Genomic DNA, 21,846 nt, shown 5'->3' on the forward strand with positions numbered 1-21,846 from the left:
TAAGAAGACGTCAACCCCCATGGGCCGCTATGTTGTGAAACATCAGCAGGAGGCTTGGATGACCGACTCCCCCGCGCCGGCACCGGCGCTCCCCCGGCGGCAAGTACTGGCCGACGATGTGTACGACGTGCTGCGAGAAATGCTGCTCAGCGGTCATATCCCGCACGGCAGCCGGGTCAAGATCGACGCCCTGGCGGCGCAGCTGAAGATCTCCAACACGCCGATCCGCCAGGCGCTGGGGCGGCTGGAGGCCGACGGCCTGGTCAGCAAGCACCCCTATCGTGGCTTCGTCGCCGCCGACCTGCCCGACCGCAAGACGATCTCCGACCTGTACGAGTGCAGGCTGCTGCTCGAACCACCCACGGCCGCCCGCGCAGCCCAGGAGTTCCGCGCGGAGGACCGGGCGTTCCTGCGCCGGCAGGTCGACCTTCCCGGCGGCGACCTCACTACGCTGGCCAAGGCCGACGAACTACTGCACGGCAAACTCGCCGAGATGTCCGGGAACCTGATCGTGGCCGAAACGCTGGAGCGGCTGTTCGTCCGTTCGCGCGCTTTCCGAATCTTCTACGCCAGGGAAGGCGCCGCCGAGCTCACCCGGGACGAGCACGAAGCCATCGTCCGAGCGGTCGTGGCGGGCGACAGCCCGGCCGCGGCTGCCGCGATGACCGCCCATCTGCGATCGGCGGGAGAGCGAATGCTCGCGTCACTGCCGTGAGCTCCAGCGGTCCACTGGCAGGTGACGTCGGCGGATCGGCGCGCTTCGCCGGGTACGCGTGGACCGCTCCCAGCCACAAGATCATGGATCAGCACAATCCGCGCGGACAGGCCGCACTGAAACGCGCTCTGGTGGACCGGTTCGCCGGCGGCGTCTCATGGATCCGCTCCATCGGCGTCGAGGCCATGCGCACGTCACGGCGGTGAGCCGGGGAAGCAGAGGGCCCACCCTGGAGGACCGTCAACCGGCCGTCCAGGGTGGGCCCTCTCGTGCTCTGCCGTAAAAAGGTTTTGTCAAAAACTAGCTGTGAGAGACCGCGGAGCCGATGGTGTGGACGCGGAGGGCGTTGGTGGAGCCCGGCGTGCCGGGAGGGGAGCCGGCCACGATGACCACCTTGTCGCCCTTCTCCAGGCGGCCCAGCGTCAGCAGCGACGCCTCCACCTGGCGCACCATGTCGTCCGTGTGGTGGACGAACGGCACGTGGAACGTCTCCACGCCCCACGTCAGCGACAGCTGCCCCCGCACGTGCGGGGCCGAGGTGAAGGCCAGCAGCGGGATCGGCGAGCGGTAGCGGGCCAGGCGGCGGGCCGTCTCGCCCGACATGGTGAACGCGATCAGCGCCTTCGCGCCGACGATCGCGCCGACCTCGGCGGCGGCGCGGGCGATGGCGCCGCCCGTCGTCTCCGGCAGGCGCTCCAGGGAGTGGGTGGCGTGCAGCGAGTGCTCCTCCGCCGCGCGCGCGATGCGGTCCATGGTGGAGACCGACTCGATGGGATAGTTGCCCACCGAGGTCTCGCCCGAGAGCATGACCGCGTCGGCGCCGTCCATGACCGCGTAGGCGACGTCGGACGCCTCGGCGCGGGTGGGGCGGGGCGCGCTCATCATCGAGTCGAGCATCTGGGTGGCGACGATGACCGGGCGGGCCTTCTCGCGGCAGAGCTCGATGATGCGCCGCTGGACGATCGGCACCTGCTCCAGGGGCAGCTCGACGCCGAGGTCACCGCGGGCGACCATGATGCCGTCGAACGCCTCGACGATCTCGGGCAGGCGGTCGACGGCCTGCGGCTTCTCGATCTTGGCGAGCAGCGGAAGGCGGACGGCCTCCTGCTCCATGATGTTGCGCACCACGTCGGCGTCGGACGGGCGGCGGACGAAGGACAGGGCGATCATGTCGAAGCCGGTGCGCAGCGCCCAGCGCAGGTCGGCCTCGTCCTTGTCGGTGAGCGCGGGCGCGCTGACGTTGATACCCGGCAGGTTGAGGCCCTTGTTGTCGGAGATCATGCCGCCGATGACGACGCGCGTGATGACGCGGTCGCCGTCGACGCTGGTGGCCTCCAGGACGAGGCGGCCGTCGTCGACCAGGATGGTGTCACCGGGGCGTACGTCGCCCGGCAGGCCCTTGTAGGTGGTGGAGACCTGCTCGCGGTCTCCCGGCACGTCCTCGGTGGTGATCGTGAAGACGTCGCCGAAGCCGAGCCGGACCGGGCCCTCCTCGAACCTGCCGACGCGGATCTTGGGGCCTTGCAGGTCGGCGAGCACGCCTACACCACGGCCGAGGTCGGCCGCCACCTCTCTGACCCGGTCGTATACCTCACGGTGCATGTCATGGTCACCATGGCTGAGGTTGAACCTGGCCACGTCCATGCCGGCGGCGATCAGCTCGCGCAGGCGTTCAGGAGAGGACGTGGCGGGACCTAGAGTGCAGACTATTTTCGCGCGACGAGTCACGAGTCCTACCTTAATTGGTACAGACCACTTGGCTGTCATTGACGACGCAGAACGTACCCGGCGTAGGAGAACAACACGAGAATGGCGACCCCCAGACGGGCCAAGTTCGCGTATTCCTCGGGGTAGATCACGCCTTCGATGTAGTGGTCGATGAAGCCGGTGGGCGGGAGGCCCTGGAGTCCGGCGGTGCGGCGCCCCCAATCCTCCACCACCGTGAGCGGGCATTCGACGCCGGTGGCCAGCGACATCAGGCCCCAGGTCGTGACCGCGAGATGGACCCAGATCGTGCGCCGCCAGCGCCATGCGACATACCCGCCCACGGCCATGTAGGCCAGGAAGGCGAAGTGCATCACCATCGCGGTGTCCGCGATGATGCGATACATCATGCTCTGACGGTAGCGCCATTCCACGACATCATGGTCTGGCGATAGCCGCTCATGGCGTGGCGGTCGCGGCCTTCCGGGAGATCATCGTGCGACGGTCGCGGCCTTCCAGGCGTCGACGATGCCGTGGCCGTAGAAGCCGTTCTTGGACTTGCCGCCCTCGCAGGTCTGCTTGTCGCTCTCGCCGGCGCTCTCGTAGGTGTACGTACGCGGCGACGGGCACGCCTTGCGATCGGCGGTCTTGTACAGCAGCTTCTCGACGGTGGCGGGAGACAGCGCCACCCCGCCCTTGCCGGGCTTGCCGAAGCGGCTGATCAGGATCGCGGCGACGCCGGTCGCGTGCGGGGCCGCCATCGAGGTGCCGTCCAGATACTGGTAGTAGGAGCAAGGGCTGCTGCTGCAGTCACGGACGACCGCGGCGGTCTTCGGCTTGCCCGACTTGTCCAGCAGGCCGGTACGACGCAGCACAGCCTCGGGAGCGGCCGCCAGGATCGACCTGGTGGCCGAGGCGCCCTTGCCCTCGGTCACGTCGCCGCCCGGCGCGGACAGGTCGGCCTGCTCGATCCCGTAGTCGCTGTAGCTGGCCTTGCGGCCGGAGGGGCCCACCGCGGCGACCGAGATGACGCCCTTGGACTCGGCGGGCACGTTGATGCAGGAGTTGTCGACCTTGCGGGTCTTCTCGCTGCCGCGCGGATAGCCGGGACTGGACGTGTCGACCTTGGGCTTGCCGAGGTCGGTGGAGCCGTTGCCGAGCGCGGAGATGAGCGTGACGCCCTTCTTGCGCGCGTAGTCGAGTGCCCGCTGCATGCCGGTGATGATCGCGCGCTGCTGCAGCTGCTGCTTCTTGCTGTCGGCCTTGTTGTGGGCGCAGTTGAACAGCCACGGGTCGACGTAGTAGCTCATGTTCACCACGTCCACGCCGATGTCGGCGGCGTAGGTGAGCGCGTCGAGACTGGGCTTGAGGAAGAAGAACCCGGAGTCCTGCCCCGCCCTGATGTTGACGAGCTGCACGCCCGGCGCCACGCCCGCGATGCCGATGTGGTTCAGCGGCGAGCCGATCGTGCTGGCCACGTGGGTGCCGTGGCCCTCGTCGTCCTGGTCGACCGGGTCCTTGCAGCTCGACACCTCACAGGGGCCGTCGAGTGTGTCGCCGTTCTCGTCGTTCGGCTTGTCGGTGACGAAGTTGCGGCTGAGGGCGCGGTTGAAGTTGGGGGCGATGTCGGGGTGCTTGCCGTCGATGCCGGTGTCGATGACGCCGACGAGCACCTTCTTGCTGCCGGGCACCTTCTTGTTGGCGCGGTCGGCGCCGATCATCCTCATGTCCCACTGACGGGGGGCGAGGGGCTCGCCCGCCCTGGTCGTGAGGGCCGACGCGTCGGGGAACGCCCGCGACTCCAGCGCGCCCGTGGTCGTCGGGCTCTGAGCGCCGGATCCGTCCGCTGTGCTCGCGGTGCCGGACGCGCCTGCCGTACTCGCGGCACCGGACGCGAGCGCGGCCGTCGAGCCGTGAGCGCGAGGGGTGAGCCCTGGCGCGAAGCCGATTTCGCGGTCGGTCGTGACGCCGACGACGGCCTGGTCCGCGCCGAGGGCGTCGACGAACGCGTCGCCGCCGCCCTTGGCCACGACATAGCCGAGCTTGGGGTCGGTGCTGACGAGACGGCCACCGGCGCGCTGGACGGCGGAGAGCGCCGCTCCCGCCCGGCCGTCGGCGTAGAAGACGAGGTACTCCTGGTCCAGCCCCGCTTTGGGCGCCGCAGGGGTCGCGCAGGCCGCCAGCGAACCGGCCACAGCCAAGGCCATCAGGCCGGCGGCGAATCGCCTCATACTTCCCCCATCCACGGCGTCACACCAGAAACTGCATCTTCCCGACCTCGGTCCCGCGATGCAACTTTGTCGCAAAATTTCGGACTTTAAAGGGCAAAACGGGATCAGGTTGCCAGTCCTGGTCAGGCAAAAGGGCAGCTCTGGTCAAGAGTACGCACGTCACGGCGGCCGGCCGGGGAACCGGAGGAGCGTTCCCCTGGATGGAGCCCAGCCCCGCGCAGAGGGTGGGGCCGGCCACTGCCTGCCGTAAAGAAAAACGAAACGCCCGCCCGGACAGACCGGGCGGGCGCCTCGAAACAGCAAGGCCATCAGACGAGTAGACCGTCAGACGCGCAGACGGCCAGCCCGTCAGACGAGGGGACGCGCGGTGGGCAGGATCGGGTACGGCAGAGAAGTGTCGCCGGACAGGAACCGGTCCACGCCCGAGGCGGCCGCGCGGCCCTCGGCGATCGCCCAGACGATGAGCGACTGCCCGCGACCCATGTCGCCCGCCACGAAGACCCCGTCGACCTTGGACATGTACGACTTGTCGCGGGAGACGTTCCCACGCGCGTCATAGAACCCGTCCCCACCGACATCAGCGAGGTCCTGAAGCAGGGCACCCTTCTCCGGGCCGAGGAAGCCCATCGAGAGCGTGACCAGCTCAGCCGGGATCTCCCGCTCGGTGCCGGGGATCGGCTTGAAGCCGTTCTGCGGGCCCTCGACCTCGACCAGCCTCAGTGCGCGGATGTTTCCGGCGTCGTCGCCGACGAACTCCGTCGTCGAGACCGCGTACACCCGCGCGCCCCCGCCCTCCGCGAGCTCCTCGTGCGCGCTCTCCATCTTGAACAGGATGGGGAACGTCGGCCACGGCTGGCTGCCGGGCCGGGCGGCGGGTGGCTGCGGCATGATCTCCAACTGGGTGACCGACTTGGCCCCCTGCCTGATCGCCGTGCCGATGCAGTCGGCTCCGGTGTCGCCGCCGCCGATGACCACGACGTGCTTGTCCTTGGCCGAGATGGGGGGCTCGCTGAGGTCGCCCTCCTGCACCTTGTTCGACAGGGGCAGGTATTCCATCGCCTGGTGGACGCCACCGAGCTCGCGCCCGGTCACCGGCAGGTCGCGCCACAGGGTGGCACCGCCCGCCAGTACGACCGCGTCGAACTCCGAGCGCAGCTGGGCCGCCGTGACGTCGACGCCGACGTTCACGCCGGTGCGGAACTCGGTGCCCTCGGCCCGCATCTGGTCCAGACGCCGCTCGATGTGGCGCTTCTCCATCTTGAACTCGGGGATGCCGTAACGCAGCAGTCCGCCGATACGGTCCGCGCGCTCGAACACCACCACGTCGTGGCCCGCCCGGGTGAGCTGCTGGGCCGCGGCCAGCCCGGCGGGACCCGAGCCGACGACCGCGACCTTCTTGCCCGTCTTCACCGGCGCCGGCTGCGGGGCCACCCAGCCCTCGGCGAACGCGCGGTCGATGATCTCGACCTCGACCCGCTTGATCGCCACCGGGTCGGAGTTGATGCCGAGCACGCACGCCGCCTCGCACGGAGCCGGGCAGAGCCTGCCGGTGAACTCCGGGAAGTTGTTCGTGGCGTGCAGCCGCTCGATCGCCTCCCGCCAGTCGGTGCGGTGGACCAGGTCGTTCCACTCGGGGATGAGGTTGCCGAGCGGGCAGCCGTTGTGGCAGAACGGGATGCCGCAGTCCATGCAGCGTGACGCCTGCTTGGTCAGCTTGTCCTGGGAGAAGTCCTGGTAGACCTCCCGCCAGTCGCCGATGCGGACGTCGATGGGGCGGCGCGCGGGCAGCTCCCGGTCGTGCGTGAGAAAACCCTTGGGGTCAGCCATCGGTTACGCCTCCCTTAACCCTTGACCGCGGCGGCCATGACCGCCTCGTCGATGTCCCTGCCTTCGATGCGAGCCGCCTCGGCCGCCTCCATGACCCGCTTGTAGTCGGTCGGCATGATCTTGCCGAACCGGGCGAGCGCCGCGTGCCAGTCGGCCAGCAGCTCCTTGGCGACCGGGGAGCCGGTCTCCGCGAAGTGCTTCTCGACCGTCTCGCGCAGGAACTCGCCGTCCTCTTCCGTTAGCTCCTCGATGGCGACCATCTCGCGGTTGACCCGCCCGATGTTGAGGTCGAGCAGGTAGGCGACGCCGCCGGACATGCCGGCCGCGAAGTTGCGCCCGGTCGGGCCGAGGACGACCGCCTTGCCGCCGGTCATGTACTCGCAGCCGTGGTCGCCGACGCCTTCGACGACCGCGGTGGCGCCGGAGTTGCGGACGCAGAAGCGCTCGCCGACGACGCCGCGGATGAACGCCTCCCCGGACGTGGCGCCATAGAGGGCGACGTTGCCGGAGATGATGTGACCGTCGAGCGGTGCCTCCTCGTGCGGCCGCAGCGTGATGCGCCCGCCCGACAGGCCCTTGCCCAGGTAGTCGTTGGCGTCACCGGTCAGCCGCAGCGTGATGCCGCGCGGCAGGAACGCCCCGAAGGAGTTGCCCGCCGAGCCGGTGAAGCTGATGTCGATCGTGTTCTCCGGCAGGCCGGCGCCACCGTAACGCTTGGTGACCTGGTAGCCGAGCATGGTGCCGACGGTCCTGTTCACGTTGCGGATCGGCAGCTCCAGCGTGACCGGGGTGCCGTTGTTCAGGGCGCCTTCGGCCAGCTGGATCAGCGTGTTGTCCAGCGCGTGCTGCAGCCCGTGGTCCTGCTCGACCGTGCGGCGCAGCGGGGTCCCCGCGGGCAGCTCCGGCTGGTGCAGGATCGGCGACAGGTCGAGGCCGTTGGCCTTCCAGTGGTCCTCGGCGGCCGTCATGTCGAGCAGCTCGACGTGCCCGATCGCCTCTTCGAGCGAGCGGAAGCCCAGCTCGGCGAGGTATTCGCGGATCTCCTCGGCGATGAACTCGAAGAAGTTCACCACGAACTCGGGCTTGCCGGTGAAGCGCTTGCGCAGCTCGGGGTTCTGCGTGGCGACGCCCACCGGGCAGGTGTCGAGGTGGCAGACCCGCATCATCACGCAGCCGGACACGACCAGCGGAGCGGTGGCGAAGCCGTACTCCTCCGCGCCGAGCAGCGCGGCGATGACCACGTCGCGGCCGGTCTTGAGCTGGCCGTCCACCTGCACCACGATGCGGTCGCGCAGCCCGTTGAGCAGCAGCGTCTGCTGCGTCTCCGCCAGGCCGAGCTCCCACGGCGCGCCCGCGTGCTTGAGCGAGGTGAGCGGCGAGGCGCCGGTGCCGCCGTCGTGCCCGGAGATGAGCACCACATCGGCGTGCGCCTTGGACACGCCCGCCGCGACCGTGCCGACCCCGACCTCGGCCACGAGCTTGACGTGCACGCGCGACTCGGGGTTGGAGTTCTTCAGGTCGTGGATGAGCTGGGCGAGGTCCTCGATCGAGTAGATGTCGTGGTGCGGCGGCGGCGAGATGAGGCCGACGCCGGGCGTGGAGTGCCGGGTCTTGGCGATCCACGGGTAGACCTTGTGGCCGGGCAGCTGGCCGCCCTCACCGGGCTTGGCGCCCTGGGCCATCTTGATCTGCAGGTCCGCCGCGTTGACCAGGTATTCGCTCGTCACGCCGAACCGGCCCGACGCCACCTGCTTGATGGCGCTGCGCCGCGTCGCGTCGTACAGGCGCTCCGGGTCCTCGCCGCCCTCGCCGGTGTTGGACTTGCCGCCCAGCTGGTTCATGGCGATGGCGAGCGTCTCGTGCGCCTCCATCGAGATCGAGCCGTACGACATCGCGCCGGTGGAGAACCGCTTGACGATCTCGGAGGCCGGCTCGACCTCGTCGATCGGGATCGGGGTCCGGCCCGCCTTCAGCTTGAACAGCCCGCGCAGCGTCATGAGCCGCTCGGCCTGGGAGTCCACCATGCCGGTGTACTCCTTGAAGATCTCGTAGCGGCGCGTGCGGGTGGCATGCTGCAGCTTGAAGACCGTCTCGGGGTTGAACAGGTGCGGCTCGCCCTCGCGCCGCCACTGGTACTCGCCGCCGATCTGGAGCCCGCGGTGCGCGTTGGCCACCCTCGGGTAGGCGTGCGCGTGCCTGCGGGCGGCCTCCTCGGCCAGCACGTCGAAGCCGACGCCGCCGAGCCGCGAGGTGGTGCCGGTGAAGCAGGCGTCGATGACCTCCTGGCTCAGGCCGAGCGCCTCGAAGATCTGCGCGCCGGTGTAGGAGGCCACGGTGGAGACGCCCATCTTCGACATCACCTTGATGACGCCCTTGCCGTACGCCTTGATCAGGTTCCGTACGGCCTTGTGCTTGTCGATCTGGAGCGCACCGGTGTCGACGAGGTCCTCGACGGTCTCGATGGCCAGGTACGGGTTGACCGCGCCCGCGCCGTAGCCGATGAGCAGCGCCATGTGGTGGCACTCCCGCGCCTCACCGGTCTCGACGACGAGGCCGATCTTGGTGCGGGTCTTCTCCTGGATCAGGTGGTGGTGGACCGCCCCGGTCAGCAGGAGCGCCGGGATCGGCGCCAGCGTGTCGGACGAGCCGCGGTCCGACAGCACGATGATGCGCGCGCCGTTGGCGATCGCCTGCGACGCCTCGGCGCGGATCTCCTCCAGGCGGTGCAGCAGCGCCGCGCCACCGCCCGACACCTCGTAGAGGCCGGAGATCACGTGCGGGTGGAAGCCGGGCAGGTCGTGCTCGTCGTTGATGTGGATGATCTTGGCGATCTCGTCGTTGTCGATCACCGGGTACGGCAGGACCAGCTGGCGGCAGGAGGCGGGCCCGGGGTCGAGCAGGTTGCCCTCCGGCCCGAGCACGCTGGCCAGCGAGGTCACCAGCTCCTCGCGGATGGCGTCCAGCGGCGGGTTCGTGACCTGCGCGAACAGCTGGGTGAAGTAGTCGAACAGCAGCCTGGGCTTCTCGCTGAGCACCGCGACAGGCGTGTCGGTGCCCATGGAGCCGATCGGCTCGGCGCCGCTCCTGGCCATCGGCGACAGGATGATCCGCAGCTCTTCCCCGGTGTAACCGAAGGTCTGCTGCCGCTTGACGAGCGCCTCGTGCGTGGGGATCTCCCGCTGCCGGGCCGGCAGCTCCTCGAAGCGGACCAGGCCGGCGTGCAGCCAGTCCTCGTACGGCAGCGCGGCCGCGAGCTCGGCCTTGATCTCGTCGTCCTCGATGATCTTGCCGCGGGCGGTGTCGATGAGGAACATCCGGCCGGGCTGCAGGCGGCCCTTGCGCACCACGTCTTCGGGCTTGAAGTCGAGCACGCCCGCCTCGGAGGCCAGCACGACCAGCCCGTCGGCGGTCACCCAGAACCGGCCCGGGCGCAGGCCGTTGCGGTCGAGCACGGCTCCGGCCAGCGTGCCGTCGGTGAAGGTGATCGACGCGGGGCCGTCCCACGCCTCCATCATCGAGGAGTGGAACTCGTAGAAGGCCCGCCGCGCGGGGTCCATCTCGGTGTGGTTCTCCCACGCCTCGGGGATCATCATGAGGACGGCGTGGGGCAGGCTCCGGCCGCCGATGTGGAGCAGCTCCAGAGCCTCGTCGAAGGATGCGGTGTCGCTGCCGTCTGGATCGCAGATCGGGAAAAGTCGCGACATGTCGCCCGGGATCTGGGCGGATTCGAGCATCGCCTCGCGGGCCCGCATCCAGTTGCGGTTGCCCTTGACCGTGTTGATCTCGCCGTTGTGGGCGATGTAACGGTAGGGGTGGGCCAGCGGCCAGCTCGGGAAGGTGTTGGTGGAGAAGCGCGAGTGCACCAGCGCGATCGCGGTCTCGTAACGCTCGTCCGACAGGTCGGGGAAGAACGGCTCGACCTGGTCAGGGGTGAGCATGCCCTTGTACACGATCGTACGGGCGCTCAGCGAGGGGAAGTAGACGTCCACCTCGTGCTCGGCCCGCTTGCGCAGGCAGAACGCCAGCCGGTCCAGCTCCAGCCCCGACTCCCCGTTGGGGCTCGCCACGAACAGCTGCGTGAAGTGCGGCATGACGGCTCTGGCGCTCGGTCCGGGCAGCGCCCGGTCGACCGGCACCTCGCGCCAGCCCAGGACGTTCAGGCCTTCCTCGGCGGCGATCTCCTCGATCATGCGGAAGGCGATGTCGCGCGCCTCACCGTCGAACGGCAGGAAGGCCATGCCGACGGCGTAGTGGCCGGGCTCGGGCAGCGCGAAACTCACGTTCGTACGGAAGAAAGTGTCCGGGATCTGGGTGAGGATCCCGGCTCCGTCGCCTGTGTCAGGCTCGCTACCCTTGGCCCCCCGGTGATCGAGATTGCACAGCGCCGTCAGCGCCTTCACCACGATCCCGTGCCCGCGGCGCCCGGCGACGTCGGCCACCATGGCGACTCCGCAGGCATCATGCTCGTTGGCGGGGTGGTAGAGGCCCTGGGGCTCGGGGAACCCGAGGTGGGCAGCAGGCATTGAATCCCTCCCGTCGTCATCGTCTGTCAAGAACTGCTCTACAGGCGGGGACGACGTTGGCCCTGCTGCGTGTGCGTAGAGGTTACAACACCCTGCCGGAATAGTTCCCGCCTGGTCCACATTGCGAACATTGGCGACAATCCCGACATACGAGCTTCTATGTCCCAAACACCGGACTGGAGGCCCGGAATTCCCTCGATAGGGTTGGACCATGGACCGTGACGGGGTGGAACGCCTGCTCGACGAGGCCGGAGTCGACGGCAGACGACTCAGGCACGCCCTGACCCTCCTCTGCGACGGCCAGTGGTGGACCCTGTCCGACCTGGTCAGGGAGTCGGCAACGGCCCGGCGGACGATCGAGGCGCTGCTGCGCGAGGTCCCGCTGGAGCACTCCGGCGACAGGTTCCGGGTGCCGCTCACGCATTCTCCGGACTTCCAGGACCTGCTGGCCGTGGCCCCGCCCCCGGCCGATCCGGTCGCCTATCTGCTCCCCCACTACACGCACGTGCTCGACCGGCTGCGCCGCCTCATCGACGGGGCGCCGCGCTCCCGCCACGCGCTGGACCACGTGGCCGCCACCCCCGACACCGTGCTGCGCCGGGCGCTGCTGCTCGGCGCCCGCTTCTGGCTGCGGGGCGCGAAGCTGCTGTTCGTGGGCGACCACGACCTCACCTCGCTGGCCGTCAAACTGGTCCACCCCGAGGCCGAGGTCACCGTGGTCGACATAGACGAGCGCATCCTGGCCTATCTGGACGCCCAGGATCTCGGCGTACGCACCCGGTGGGCCGATCTGCGGCTGGCGCTGCCACCGTCGGCCCGCGACCACGACCTGGCCGTCACCGACCCGCCGTACACACCGGAGGGCGTCGGGCTGTTCGTGGCGCGCGCGATCGAGGGGCTCAAGGACGATGGGCGGGTTTTGCTGGCGTACGGGGCGAGCGAGCGCACGCCGATGCTCGCTCTGAAGGTGCAGAACTCCCTCTCCGCCCTCAACCTCGCATATGACGCTATTTACCCAGATTTCAACAGATATTTCGGGGCGGAAGCCATCGGCTCCGCCGCCGACCTCTACGTCCTGCGTCCCACCACCAAGACCCGCCCCGCCGTCACCGCCCGCCTCGACCGCCTGACCACCGCCATCTACACCCAGGGCCCCCAGTCGATCGAGTCCACCGGCTCCTCGGCGGCCGACAGCTCCTCGGCGGCTGTCGGCGCGGCGTCCGACGCCGACCTGCTGGTGGGTGACTGGCCGAAGGAGCTGCCGCAGCCCCGGGTGAAGCTGTCCACGTGGCTGGCCAAGCCCTACGCCGCCGCCGTGGAGCGGGTGGCGATCGCGCTCCCCGCCGGGCTGGAGGCCGCGCTCCCGCGCCTCCTGCTGGCCACGCGCGCCGCCCACGTGCGGGTCCTGCTGTCCGCGCCGACCCCTCTCCCGGACGTCCTGGGGTCCGTCTACGAGCTGACGTCCGACGGCGGTGTCCTGGACGCCGTACGACTCCCGCAGCCGATCGGCGACGAGGCCGGGGTGCTGCGGCGGATCCTCGACAACGGGCACGGCAAACTGGCCAACACCTGGCGCGAGGGGCTCATCGCGGTGGCCCGCTCACAGGGCACCACCCTCACCAAGAACGACGCCCGCTCCCTCATCCGCCAGGTGGCGCCCTGGGCGGAGGGCGTCACCCCGCTGGAGACGCCCCTCCACCGCCTCGCCGACCTCCCCACCACGGTCTCCGCCACAGTGACGGCCCTGTCCAAGACCACCTGACCACGGCCGCGAACGCCAAGCCCCGGGCGCCGGGACCCGTGTACGCCGGACCCGGCGACGCCGGGACCCCTGAACACCAGGCCCGCCGACGCCGAGACCCGTGAACGCCAGGCCCGGTGAACGCCAGGCCCGCCGACGCCGGGACCTGCGGACGCCAGGCCCGCGTACGTTGGGCCCGCAAGCGCGTCAGGCCACCGACCAACAGGCCCGCCGACAGGTCGGCGCCGATGGAGAGGGTGCCGTCGGGCACCTCGGCGGCGATGCCGGCCCCATGGGCGCGTCAGGTCGCGTCGACCACGCGCTTCTGGATGATGTGCCCGAGCCCGTCGAGGGCGACCAGCTGCGACACCAGGTCCCCCGTTTCCCCTGGCCGCACCGGCCCCACCCACGCGACGGTGACGTAATGGCCGAGCGCCCTGGCCTGCGCGCGGCTGCGTACGGCGTCGAAGGGGACCGCCTGCCGGACGAACCCGTCCTCGGACAGCGCCTTCACCAGCGCGTCGGCGGCCCGCCCGTCGGTGAGGTTGAAGATGACGAACTGCCCCGCCCCCAGGTCGCCCGTGTACGTGGCCCGCAGCGCCTGCGTGCAGCCCGCCGCCGAGGCGCCCCAGAGGGCGTCGTCGCAATCGAGCTGCTCGGCCGAGACGCGGCGCAACCCGCCGAGCGTCGCCGTGGCGGGGGTGAACACCTCGTCCACGGTCAGCGGAGCCGCGTCGCGCTGCCGGGAGTCGATGAGGGAGTAGAGCGCCGAGGTCGGCTCGCCCTTGAAGGTGGACGGCCGGGCCTGGGGTCGCAGGAACAACATCCAGCCCCCGACGGCGAGCACCGCCACCAGGGCGATGCCCAGCGGGATCATGACGCGGGCGCGCATCATGACGCCGGCCCGGTGACCGAGACGACCCGGCGGTAGACGGCCTTCTCGGCCCCCCGGAGCGTCAGCGAGAGCGAGACGAAGTCGTCCTTGGGCGTCGGGGCGGCGCCGTCAGACCGACCGATCCAGACCAGCCCGACGTAGTGACCCAAGGCGTAGCCCCCTCCCTCGGTGTGGGCTCCCGGCGGGAAGGCGGTCTTGCCGGAGCCGACCGGGCGCGTCCAGCCGCCCCGGTAGAGCGTCTTGAGCGATTCGACCAGCTCGCCGGCGGCCTTGCCGTCGCGCAGGTTGAGCAGGGTGTACTGGCCCACGTAGCGGCCGTCCGGGGTGGTGTAGACACCGCGGGCCGCCTGGCTGCACTCGGCGCCGGAGACCAGATCGAGGAGTTCGGGGCCCCAGACGGCGGCCGAGCAGTCGGCGTCGAGCTTGCTGCCGGCCAGCTTGAGAGTGAGTTTCTTCTCACCGGTGAGCGTCTTCTGCCCGAAGACCTCCTTCTCGGTGAGCGGCGTGCGGTCCTTGGCCCGGTCGGCGATCGGATCGAACAGCTTGGGCGAGGCCCAGCTGTGGTAGGTCTCCGGCAGCGCCGCGTCGGCCTGCACGATGGCGGCGCCGCGGCGTTGTTCGGGGGTGTACTGGCCCAGCGAGTTGACGAAGGCGACCAGGGCGAACGCCGCTGCCAGCACCCCCACCGCCGACACGATGATCACCAGGAGCTTCTGCTTCTTGGGGTCCATCCCCAGGTCGGTGAGCAGGGGGAACTGCCAGTCGGAGCGCGCGGGACGCCGGCGCTTGCGGGTCGCCGTTCTGGAGGCCATCACAGCCCACCCGCCCCGATCAGGTTGCCCAGCCCGAACGTGAGCCCGGCAGCCACCACGCCGACGATCAGCTGCCGCAGCCCGGAGTAATGCCAGGAACGCGCGGTCACCGTGGAGACCAGCGCCCCCGCCCCGAACAGCGCCAGGCACGAGATGACCGCCGACACCCACAGGCTCGTCACGCCGATGAGGTACGGCACGAGCGGCAGGAGCGCCCCCACGCTGAAGGACAGGAACGACGAGCCCGCGGCCACCTTGGGCGAGGGCAGGTCGTGCGGGTCGACGCCGAGCTCGCTCTGGGCGTGGACCTCCAGGGCCTCGGCGGGGTTCTCGGAGATCTGTCTGGCCACCTCGGCGGCCAGCTCCGGCGCCACGCCTCTGGCGATGAACACCTGGGCGAGCTCTTCCTGCTCGGCCTCGGGGTGGCGTTCGAGCTCACGGCGCTCCACGGCGATCTCGGCCAGGGCCAGCTCGCGCTGGCTGGCCACCGAGACGTATTCGCCACCGGCCATCGAGAAAGCGCCCGCCGCCAGGCCCGCGATGCCCGCCAGGGCGATGACCTTGGTGTCGCCGGTGCCGCCCGCGACACCGGCGATGAGCGCGAAGTTGGACACCAGGCCGTCCATCGCGCCGAACACCGACGGCCGCAGCCAGCCGCCGGTGACGTCACGGTGCTGGTGGTGCTGCTCCGCGCCTCCGCTCATCTGGAGTTCTTCTCCTGCTGAACGACCTCGGGGTTCTCCCCCTGCTTCGCGGTCGCGTCATCCTCGCGGGCCTCGTCCTCGCGGGCGTCATCCTCGCGGACGACCTCAGGATCCGGGGCGTCATCCGGCGCCTTGTCCGCTGGCCCGGCCTCTGCGGCGGCGTCTGAATCAGCGGCGGTGTCGCCCGTCGAGTCGGCCTGATCGACCCCGTGGGCCGGATCCGGGCCGCTCGCAGCGGCCTCCCGCACGACGGCCGGGAGGATGAACTCCTCGCTGTCCTTGTTGCGGGTCAGCCAGAAGTAGGCCAGCGCCCCGATGAACACCACGATCGACGTCCACTGGTTCAGCCGAAGCCCCAGGAGCGTCACCGCGTGGTCCACCCCGCCGACGGGGTCGATCCGCAGCCCTTCGATCCAGAACCGCCCCAGCGTGTAGCCGGCGACGTAGAGGGCGAACAGCCGCCCATGGTGCAGCGCGAACCGCTTGCCCGCCCAGAGCAGGGCGAAGCCCAGCAGGACGTCCCAGATCGACTCGTACAGGAACGTCGGGTGGTAGAGCACCCCCGGCTCGCCACCGTGCAGCTGGTCGATCTCCAGCCCCCACGGCAGCGTGGTCGGCCCGCCGTACAGCTCCTGGTTGAACCAGTTGCCCCAGCGGCCGATCGCCTGCGCGAAGATGATGCCGGGCGCCACCGTGTCGGCCACAGCACTGAGGGACAGGCCGCGCCTCCGGCAGGCCAGCCAGACGCCGACGCCGCCGAGCGCGACCGCGCCCCAGATGCCCAGCCCGCCTTCCCAGATGAACAGGGCCTGGTAGGGCTTCTTGATCGCGCGGTCGCCGAAGTAGGTCTGCCAGTCGGTGATGACGTGGTAGAGGCGTCCGCCGATGAGGCCGAAGATCACCGCGGGCACGGAGATATCGATGATCGTGCCCGCCTGGCCGCCGCGAGCGCGCCAGCGGCGCTCGCTCAGCCAGACGGCGAAGATGACACCGAGCACGATGCACAGGGCGTAGGCCCGGATCGGCACGAATCCGAGATACCAGACCCCTTGAGAAGGGCTGGGAATCGAGGCAAGGGGCATGTCAGGTGAGGGTAGCGGAAGCGGGGCTACTTGGCCGCCTTGGTGACCGCATCGCGAAGATCCTTTGGCGCGAAGACGACCTTGTTGTCCAGGGCCGTGCCGTTGAGCTTGACGGTCGGCGTGCCGCTCAGCTTCTGCTCCTTCATGACCTTGGCGCTGTAGTCGAGCTGGGCCTGCACGTTCTTCTGGCCGGTGACGCAGGTGTCGATGCCCGCCCCCGTGGCCCCGGCCTGCTTGGCCCAGTCCACCAACTGGTCGGTCTTGAAGCCCTCGACCGTCTCACTGGGCTGGTTCTTGTAGAGCAGGTCGTGGAAGGCGATCCATTGCCTGCCGTCGGACAGGCAGCGGGCGGCGGCACCGGCCCGCAGGGAGTTGGATTTCGTCGGATCGGTACTGAAGATCGTGATGGGGTGGTAGACGACCTTGGCCTTGCCCTCGGCCGCGAGGTTCCTGAACGTGCTGCCGCTCACCTCCTCCATCTGCTTGCAGGCGGGACACTGGAAGTCCTCGAAGATGTCGACGACGGGCTTGGTGACCCCGCTCTGGGCCATGGTGACCGAGCCGTCGGGGTTCACCGTGGTCGGCGGAAGCGCGCCGCCGGCCTGCTCCGCCTGCGACGTGCTGGCGGCGTACCAGACGCCGAGCCCGACCGCCGCCACCGCGACCGCGCTCACGGTCACGTAGGTGACGGCTTTTCTGCGCCGGTCCCGCACACGGTCGGCGGCCTGCTGCGCCTTGATCTTCTCCCGTGCGGACTTCGCACGGTCCCCCTTGCTCATTGGTCGATCCCCTCTTGTTCATCATGTACGCGCTCGCCGCCCGCCAACCCGAGCGCCGAGTCGAGCGCGAAACGCCCCGGCGGAAAGCGCACGATCCAGGCGCCGAGCACCACGAGACCGAAGTCGCGCAGAATGTCGAGCAGGTAGGCCGGCTGCTCCCCCGCCCCGAGCTGTCCGCCGCCCCCGAAGCAGCCGCAGTCGATCCGCAGGCCGTGCGCCCACGCCCAGGCGATGCCGAAGACGAAGGCGAACATGAGCAGCCCACCGACCACCCCGGCCACCCGGGTCAGCAGCCCGACGACCAACAGCACCCCGACCACGATCTCCAGGATCGGCAGGCCGTAGCCCACGGTCGTGGCGAGCGAGTCGGGCAGCAGCTCGTAAGCCTTGACCGCAACGACGGAGTCGGACGGGTTGCCGATCTTCAGCCACCCGGCCACGATCAGCACCCCGCCCAGGATCAGCCGGGCGACGGTCGTTACCCAGGGTACCGCCGTACGAGCGTTAAGTGACTGTTGCGACGCGACCACGGCTAGGGCTCCTCTTTCTCTGCGCTGGAAAGCGCACAGTATCGGAACCCATCTGACCACGCCCGGGATAAGAATCGGTTAAGAGGGTTTTCCCGCGCACGGGCCGTACGCGCTGCTCACGGCGTCGCGGCGACCGGCACGACTCACCGACCGCCAACCGCGAACGAACCCGACCGACCGCTTATGGCAAAAGCCGCGGAGGCCGCAGAGGCCGCAGAGGCCGCAGAGGCCGCAGACGGACCTGACCGACCGCTGACCGCGGCCGAACCCGACACACCGCTGACCGCAGAGACCGCCGACGAACCCGTCAGACCGCTAACCGCAGGCGAACTTGGCGGCGCCCCAGTCCGCGTGGTCGTTGCCGTTGCCGTCGCCGCCGTCGCCCGCCACGAGGTCCACGTACCGGGCCCCGGTGAGGTCGGCGGTCAGCTCGTAGGCCGGATCGGCGGCCCGCAGCACCGGGCTGTGTGCCTTGACCACCCCGTCGGCGACCACGCTGTACTCCACGGACCCCCTGGTGGCCTGGACGTCGTCCACGCCAACAGAGGCTGTGAAGGCCGTACACCGGCCGCCGAGGTAGAAACGGACGTCGGCGGGCGCGTGCGTGCCCAGCCCCTTGGCGAACGTCCGGCCGCCGATCACGATCGGCGTGCCGTCGGCCGCGCCGAGGTCGCCGTTGGACCGGTCGCGCTCGACCGGCCCCCAGCCGTTGGCCGCGCTGACCCACTCCAGGTCGCTCGCCCAAGCCTCCGCCGTGGGTGGCGGCGGCAGCGTCCGTACAGTCGTCACCGCGCCGATCGACTTGGCGGCTCCCGCCGCGGTGTAGGCGGCGTCGGCCTTGAGCTCGTAGGTGTCATAGGGCGCGTCCGCGGGCGGCGTCACCTTCCAGGTGGTCACCAGCTTGCCACCAGGCTCCACGGTGCGAGACGCCACAGTGCCGGACTTCACAGGGCCGGACTTCATAGGGTCCGACTTCATGGGGCCGCTCCCGTCCCCGGCGACGGTCCAGCCCTCGGGTACGGTCAGCGTCACCTTGACGTCCTGGGCCGCCACGTCCTCCAGGTTGACGAACGTGGTGGTGACCTCGGAGGCCGCGCCCTGCTCGAACGCGGGCGTCGCGGGCACCACGTCCAGCGACGCGCACGCCTGGGCCTCGGGGTCGGTGCCCAGGTCCTTGACGGCGAAGTCGTCGAGGACGAAATCGGCCCCGGCCTGCTCGGGCAGCAGCGAGCGGAGCCCCACCCAGACGTCGCCGCAGCCCGCGACCACCCGCTCGGCGAACCTGCCCGTGGTCCGCCGCTCCGGCACCGGCGTCCGCCGGGTCTCCACGCTGGAGGTGCCCTTGTCGTAGCCGGTCACCCAGGCGTAGGCGTCCGCCAGGGCGCTCTGGTAGCCGAAGGACACCTCGTAGGCGTGTCCCGGCTCGAACCGTACGGTCTGCGGCACGGTCCGGTAGACCAGCCCCTGCCGCTCCTCGTGCGCCTTGAGCGACCAGTCGCCGCTGATCACGTCGTCGACGGTCTTGCCGTTCCACCCGGCCTGCGTGTACGGCTCGTGCCGCTCCGACAGATGCGTACGCGCGTCGAACGCGCCACCGGCGTCACCCTTGACGAACGGCCCCCACCCCGGCTCGGCGGACTCGAACGTCTCGGTCCCGCCCGCCGGATCGCTCCTGATGAGCCGTACATCGTCCACCCGCACCTTCGCCGCACCGGCGGCGGCCGTGATCCGCAGCGTGACGGAGTCGCGCGGGGCGGTGAAGGCGACCTTGACGCGCTGGAAGTAGGTGTCGTGCTTCTCGTCGGAGGCGATGTAGTTCTTGGCGGTCGAGCGCTGGATCGTCGCCTTCCGGCCACCGGCCTCCAGCGTGGTCTGCCTGGCCTGTCCGGGTTCGACCTCGACGAATGCCGAGGCGGTGTACGCGCGGCCGGGCTGGAGGCCGGTCAGCCGCTGCTCCAGCCGGGCCTGCGGACCGCCGCCGAGCAGGGCCACGCGCTGGCCGCGCTCGTTCTTCTGGACGCTCACCGGGCCGGTGACCTGCCAGTCGCGCAGTCCGTCGCCGTTGAAGCCGGGATCGCGGACGCCGCTCCCCTCGCCCCAGCGGGGCTCGGCCCGGGCGGGCGCCCGGCCGGGGTAGAGCACGTACGGCACGCCCGCCTCGGCCCGCAGAGTGATCTTGCCATCGGCCGGAGTGGCGACGCCCACCCGGACTCGGCCCTGGTCGGTGAGCTTGTAGACGGTCATCGGCCGGGCGGCGTCCCAGGTGGTGGTGCCGCCGGCCGGGTTGTAGTGGTAGTACTTGCCGGCCCACGGCAGCAGGTACGTGGTGCCGTCGAGCACCTTGTGACCGCCCGCGAACAGCTGGCGCCGGCCGTCCACCACCTTGCCGCGCACGCCTCCGGTGAAGACGATCTCGTCGGGGTTCCAGTCGGTGATCTGGTAGTGCTGCAGGAACTTGGCCGGCAGGTTGTGCTCCCAGATATTGCGGTAGAAGGCGGTGAAGTCGTTCTGCGCGGTCCAGCCCTCGAACTCAACGATGCGGGCGTTGCCCAGGATGGGGTGGGCGTTCCAGACGTCCTTCTCGCTGTTGCGGATGAACCGGATGATCTGCGAGTTCAGCCCCTTGTTGGTGGCTCCGCCGTAGTTGAGGTCGTTGGCCCAGTGCGACCAGAGGGACGAGCGCTCCAGCTTGTCGGACCATTCGGTGGCCACCTGCCAGCCCTGTCCGCGCAGCTCGGTGAGCAGGCGGTCGGCGACCCAGCCGTGCGGGCGGTACACATCCACGTACAGGAGGGCCAGGTTCCTGTCGGTCTCGGCGCGCAGCCGCCGCAGCCGCTTGGCGAGGGTGCCCCTGGTCAGGTCGCCGCGCTGGTCGATCAGGTACGACTGGTCGAGCCAGTTCCAGCCCTTGGTGTCCTTGTTGACGAGCTGTTCGCTGAAGCTCTTCGCCTCGGGGTAGGACTCGGTGGCGTTGACGTGCACGCCGAACGTCGCGTTCCAGTCCTTGCCGGTCTTGAGCAGGGTGTTGAGGTCGGCCAGGCCGCCGGCGCGCTTGTTGTAGTCGCCGCCGTAGTCGGGGTGGGCCGAGTCGTGGCCCTCCGACTGGTACCCCTTGAGCAGGGCCAGCTGGCCCAGGCCGTCGGTGGCCAGCGAGATCCGCTTGACGTCGTCGAGGGTGCGCAGGAACGGGTGGGTGGCCTGGCTGGAGAAGTTGAACGGGATGTGCGCGATCACCCGGTCCTTGGTCTGGTCCGCGCCGGGCGCCTTGACGCCGATGCTCCTGAACGCGACGGCGCCGTCCTGCCAGTCGAGGGCCCCGTCGCCGTTGGCGTCGGGGGTGACCACGACCTTGGCCCACGGCAGGTCCTCGGTGAAGGGCGCTCCGGCGCCCCGGTAGGTCCACTGACCGCTCCACACGCCGACCCTGACCCGGCCGCTGTCCTCCTGCCTGGCCTGGTGCCAGAAGCGGGCCGCGTCCTTGTCGGTGACGCCTGAGGGGCGGTCGTAAGTGGAGTTCGACTCGACCGCGGCGGCCAGGGCGCCGGTGTTGACGATGGCGTACGAGGCGCCGATCGGAGCGGCGTCGGGCGCCGTCCCCGGGGTGACGGCGGCGAAGACGTCGGCCGTACGGGTGGAGTTGGGGTCGAGCCTGGTGAACGCGGTCGCGGCGCCCGGCTGGTCGCTGCTCACCGACACCAGATCGTGCCCCGGCAGGTCGATGGTGTTGACCCGGAACGCCTCGGTGTCGGTGACCGCGTCGATCGCGAAGGTCGTCACCCGGTCCTTGACGCTGATGCCGGCGTCCAGCGTGACGCCCGTCTCGAAGGTCAGCCGGTAGCGGGCGGACGCGCCGTCGGTGCCGCGCAGCGCGACCGTGGCCTCGTACGGCGTGCCGTTCAGCACCACGGCGGGCACGGCAGTGCTGCCGTCGAGTACGGCGCCGCTCGCCTTGTCGGTGTAGCGCAGGATCCTCGGGAAGGCCGGGTCGAGGTCGACGGCCAGTTGCCCGGAGGAGATCCTGACGGGTTCGGCCACGGTGGTGGGCTCGGGGGCCAGGTTCTGCTGCGTGGGGGGCGGTGGCGTAGGGCCGGTGGTCGGCTGGTCGGGCGAGGACAGCTCGTAGGTGGGCGTCGGCTCCGGGGTGGGCGCCGCGCCTCGTACGGAACCCGCGGTGTCCTGTGGAGGGATCTCCGGTACGCGCGTGGCCTGTGCGGGGGCGGCCAGGGCGACGCCCGATAAGGCGAGGAGAAGGGCGGCTACCAAGGTAACGGGACTCCGACGCATATATGTCCTTTCACAGGCA

At 70.0% G+C, this 21,846-nt stretch carries 15 protein-coding genes; 3 read left to right on the forward strand and 12 right to left on the reverse strand.

Features of this window, described 5'->3' with window-relative positions:
* Positions 1 to 58: 58 nt before the first annotated feature.
* Both ACQP2T_RS38785 and ACQP2T_RS38790 read left to right on the forward strand, forming a co-directional pair.
* Positions 59 to 715 carry a GntR family transcriptional regulator gene (locus ACQP2T_RS38785; RefSeq protein WP_433509852.1) on the forward strand — a complete coding sequence of 219 codons (657 nt, stop codon included), beginning with the start codon at positions 59 to 61 and terminating at the stop codon, positions 713 to 715.
* Positions 712 to 921 (forward strand): hypothetical protein, encoded by a 210-nt coding sequence (locus ACQP2T_RS38790; protein WP_433509853.1) that lies wholly within the window; start codon positions 712 to 714, stop codon positions 919 to 921. Before ACQP2T_RS38785 ends, ACQP2T_RS38790 begins: the two co-directional genes overlap by 4 nt.
* 94 nt (positions 922 to 1,015) lie before the next feature.
* Here ACQP2T_RS38790 and pyk read toward each other — a convergent pair whose 3' ends face one another.
* The 5 genes from pyk to gltB form a co-directional block, all read right to left on the reverse strand.
* Complete coding sequence (gene pyk, locus ACQP2T_RS38795; protein ID WP_357945547.1) at positions 1,016 to 2,443, reverse strand: pyruvate kinase; 1,428 nt, start codon at positions 2,441 to 2,443, stop codon at positions 1,016 to 1,018.
* A 35-nt stretch (positions 2,444 to 2,478) separates the two neighbouring features.
* Complete coding sequence (locus ACQP2T_RS38800; protein WP_433509854.1) at positions 2,479 to 2,829, reverse strand: DUF2784 domain-containing protein; 351 nt, start codon at positions 2,827 to 2,829, stop codon at positions 2,479 to 2,481.
* Between the two features lie 81 nt (positions 2,830 to 2,910).
* Positions 2,911 to 4,650: a S8 family peptidase gene (locus ACQP2T_RS38805; RefSeq protein WP_433509855.1), complete on the reverse strand. Its 1,740-nt coding sequence runs from the start codon at positions 4,648 to 4,650 to the stop codon at positions 2,911 to 2,913.
* A gap of 348 nt (positions 4,651 to 4,998) precedes the next feature.
* Complete coding sequence (locus ACQP2T_RS38810) at positions 4,999 to 6,477, reverse strand: glutamate synthase subunit beta (protein WP_433509856.1); 1,479 nt, start codon at positions 6,475 to 6,477, stop codon at positions 4,999 to 5,001.
* Between the two features lie 14 nt (positions 6,478 to 6,491).
* Positions 6,492 to 11,000: a glutamate synthase large subunit gene (gene gltB / locus ACQP2T_RS38815; protein ID WP_433509857.1), complete on the reverse strand. Its 4,509-nt coding sequence runs from the start codon at positions 10,998 to 11,000 to the stop codon at positions 6,492 to 6,494.
* A 211-nt stretch (positions 11,001 to 11,211) separates the two neighbouring features.
* Between gltB and ACQP2T_RS38820 the strand changes: the two genes are divergently transcribed.
* Complete coding sequence (locus tag ACQP2T_RS38820) at positions 11,212 to 12,762, forward strand: bis-aminopropyl spermidine synthase family protein (protein WP_433509858.1); 1,551 nt, start codon at positions 11,212 to 11,214, stop codon at positions 12,760 to 12,762.
* Positions 12,763 to 13,042: 280 nt separating this feature from the next.
* On the opposite strand, the gene ACQP2T_RS38825 is transcribed toward ACQP2T_RS38820, so the two are convergent.
* The 7 genes from ACQP2T_RS38825 to ACQP2T_RS38855 all read right to left on the reverse strand — a co-directional run bounded on the left by ACQP2T_RS38825 (position 13,043) and on the right by ACQP2T_RS38855 (position 21,806).
* Positions 13,043 to 13,636 carry a hypothetical protein gene (locus tag ACQP2T_RS38825; RefSeq protein WP_433509859.1) on the reverse strand — a complete coding sequence of 198 codons (594 nt, stop codon included), beginning with the start codon at positions 13,634 to 13,636 and terminating at the stop codon, positions 13,043 to 13,045.
* The gene (locus ACQP2T_RS38830) at positions 13,633 to 14,448 is read right to left on the reverse strand and encodes a hypothetical protein (RefSeq protein WP_433509860.1); all 816 of its coding nucleotides are present in this window, start codon (positions 14,446 to 14,448) and stop codon (positions 13,633 to 13,635) included. The genes ACQP2T_RS38825 and ACQP2T_RS38830 overlap by 4 nt, the downstream gene beginning before the upstream one ends.
* Positions 14,448 to 15,152 (reverse strand): VIT1/CCC1 transporter family protein, encoded by a 705-nt coding sequence (locus ACQP2T_RS38835; RefSeq protein WP_433509861.1) that lies wholly within the window; start codon positions 15,150 to 15,152, stop codon positions 14,448 to 14,450. The genes ACQP2T_RS38830 and ACQP2T_RS38835 overlap by 1 nt, the downstream gene beginning before the upstream one ends.
* Positions 15,149 to 16,234 carry a prolipoprotein diacylglyceryl transferase gene (lgt, locus tag ACQP2T_RS38840; protein ID WP_433509862.1) on the reverse strand — a complete coding sequence of 362 codons (1,086 nt, stop codon included), beginning with the start codon at positions 16,232 to 16,234 and terminating at the stop codon, positions 15,149 to 15,151. The genes ACQP2T_RS38835 and lgt overlap by 4 nt, the downstream gene beginning before the upstream one ends.
* Before the next feature lie 26 nt (positions 16,235 to 16,260).
* On the reverse strand, positions 16,261 to 17,013 hold the full coding sequence (locus ACQP2T_RS38845; RefSeq protein ID WP_433509863.1) for a DsbA family protein: 753 nt from the start codon (positions 17,011 to 17,013) through the stop codon (positions 16,261 to 16,263).
* On the reverse strand, positions 17,010 to 17,543 hold the full coding sequence (locus ACQP2T_RS38850; RefSeq protein ID WP_433509864.1) for a MauE/DoxX family redox-associated membrane protein: 534 nt from the start codon (positions 17,541 to 17,543) through the stop codon (positions 17,010 to 17,012). The genes ACQP2T_RS38845 and ACQP2T_RS38850 overlap by 4 nt, the downstream gene beginning before the upstream one ends.
* A gap of 315 nt (positions 17,544 to 17,858) precedes the next feature.
* The gene (locus tag ACQP2T_RS38855; protein ID WP_433509865.1) at positions 17,859 to 21,806 is read right to left on the reverse strand and encodes an endo-alpha-N-acetylgalactosaminidase family protein; all 3,948 of its coding nucleotides are present in this window, start codon (positions 21,804 to 21,806) and stop codon (positions 17,859 to 17,861) included.
* Positions 21,807 to 21,846: the final 40 nt, after the last annotated feature.

It is taken from the genome of Nonomuraea sp. CA-143628, from assembly GCF_050942315.1.
GTDB lineage: Bacteria > Actinomycetota > Actinomycetes > Streptosporangiales > Streptosporangiaceae > Nonomuraea.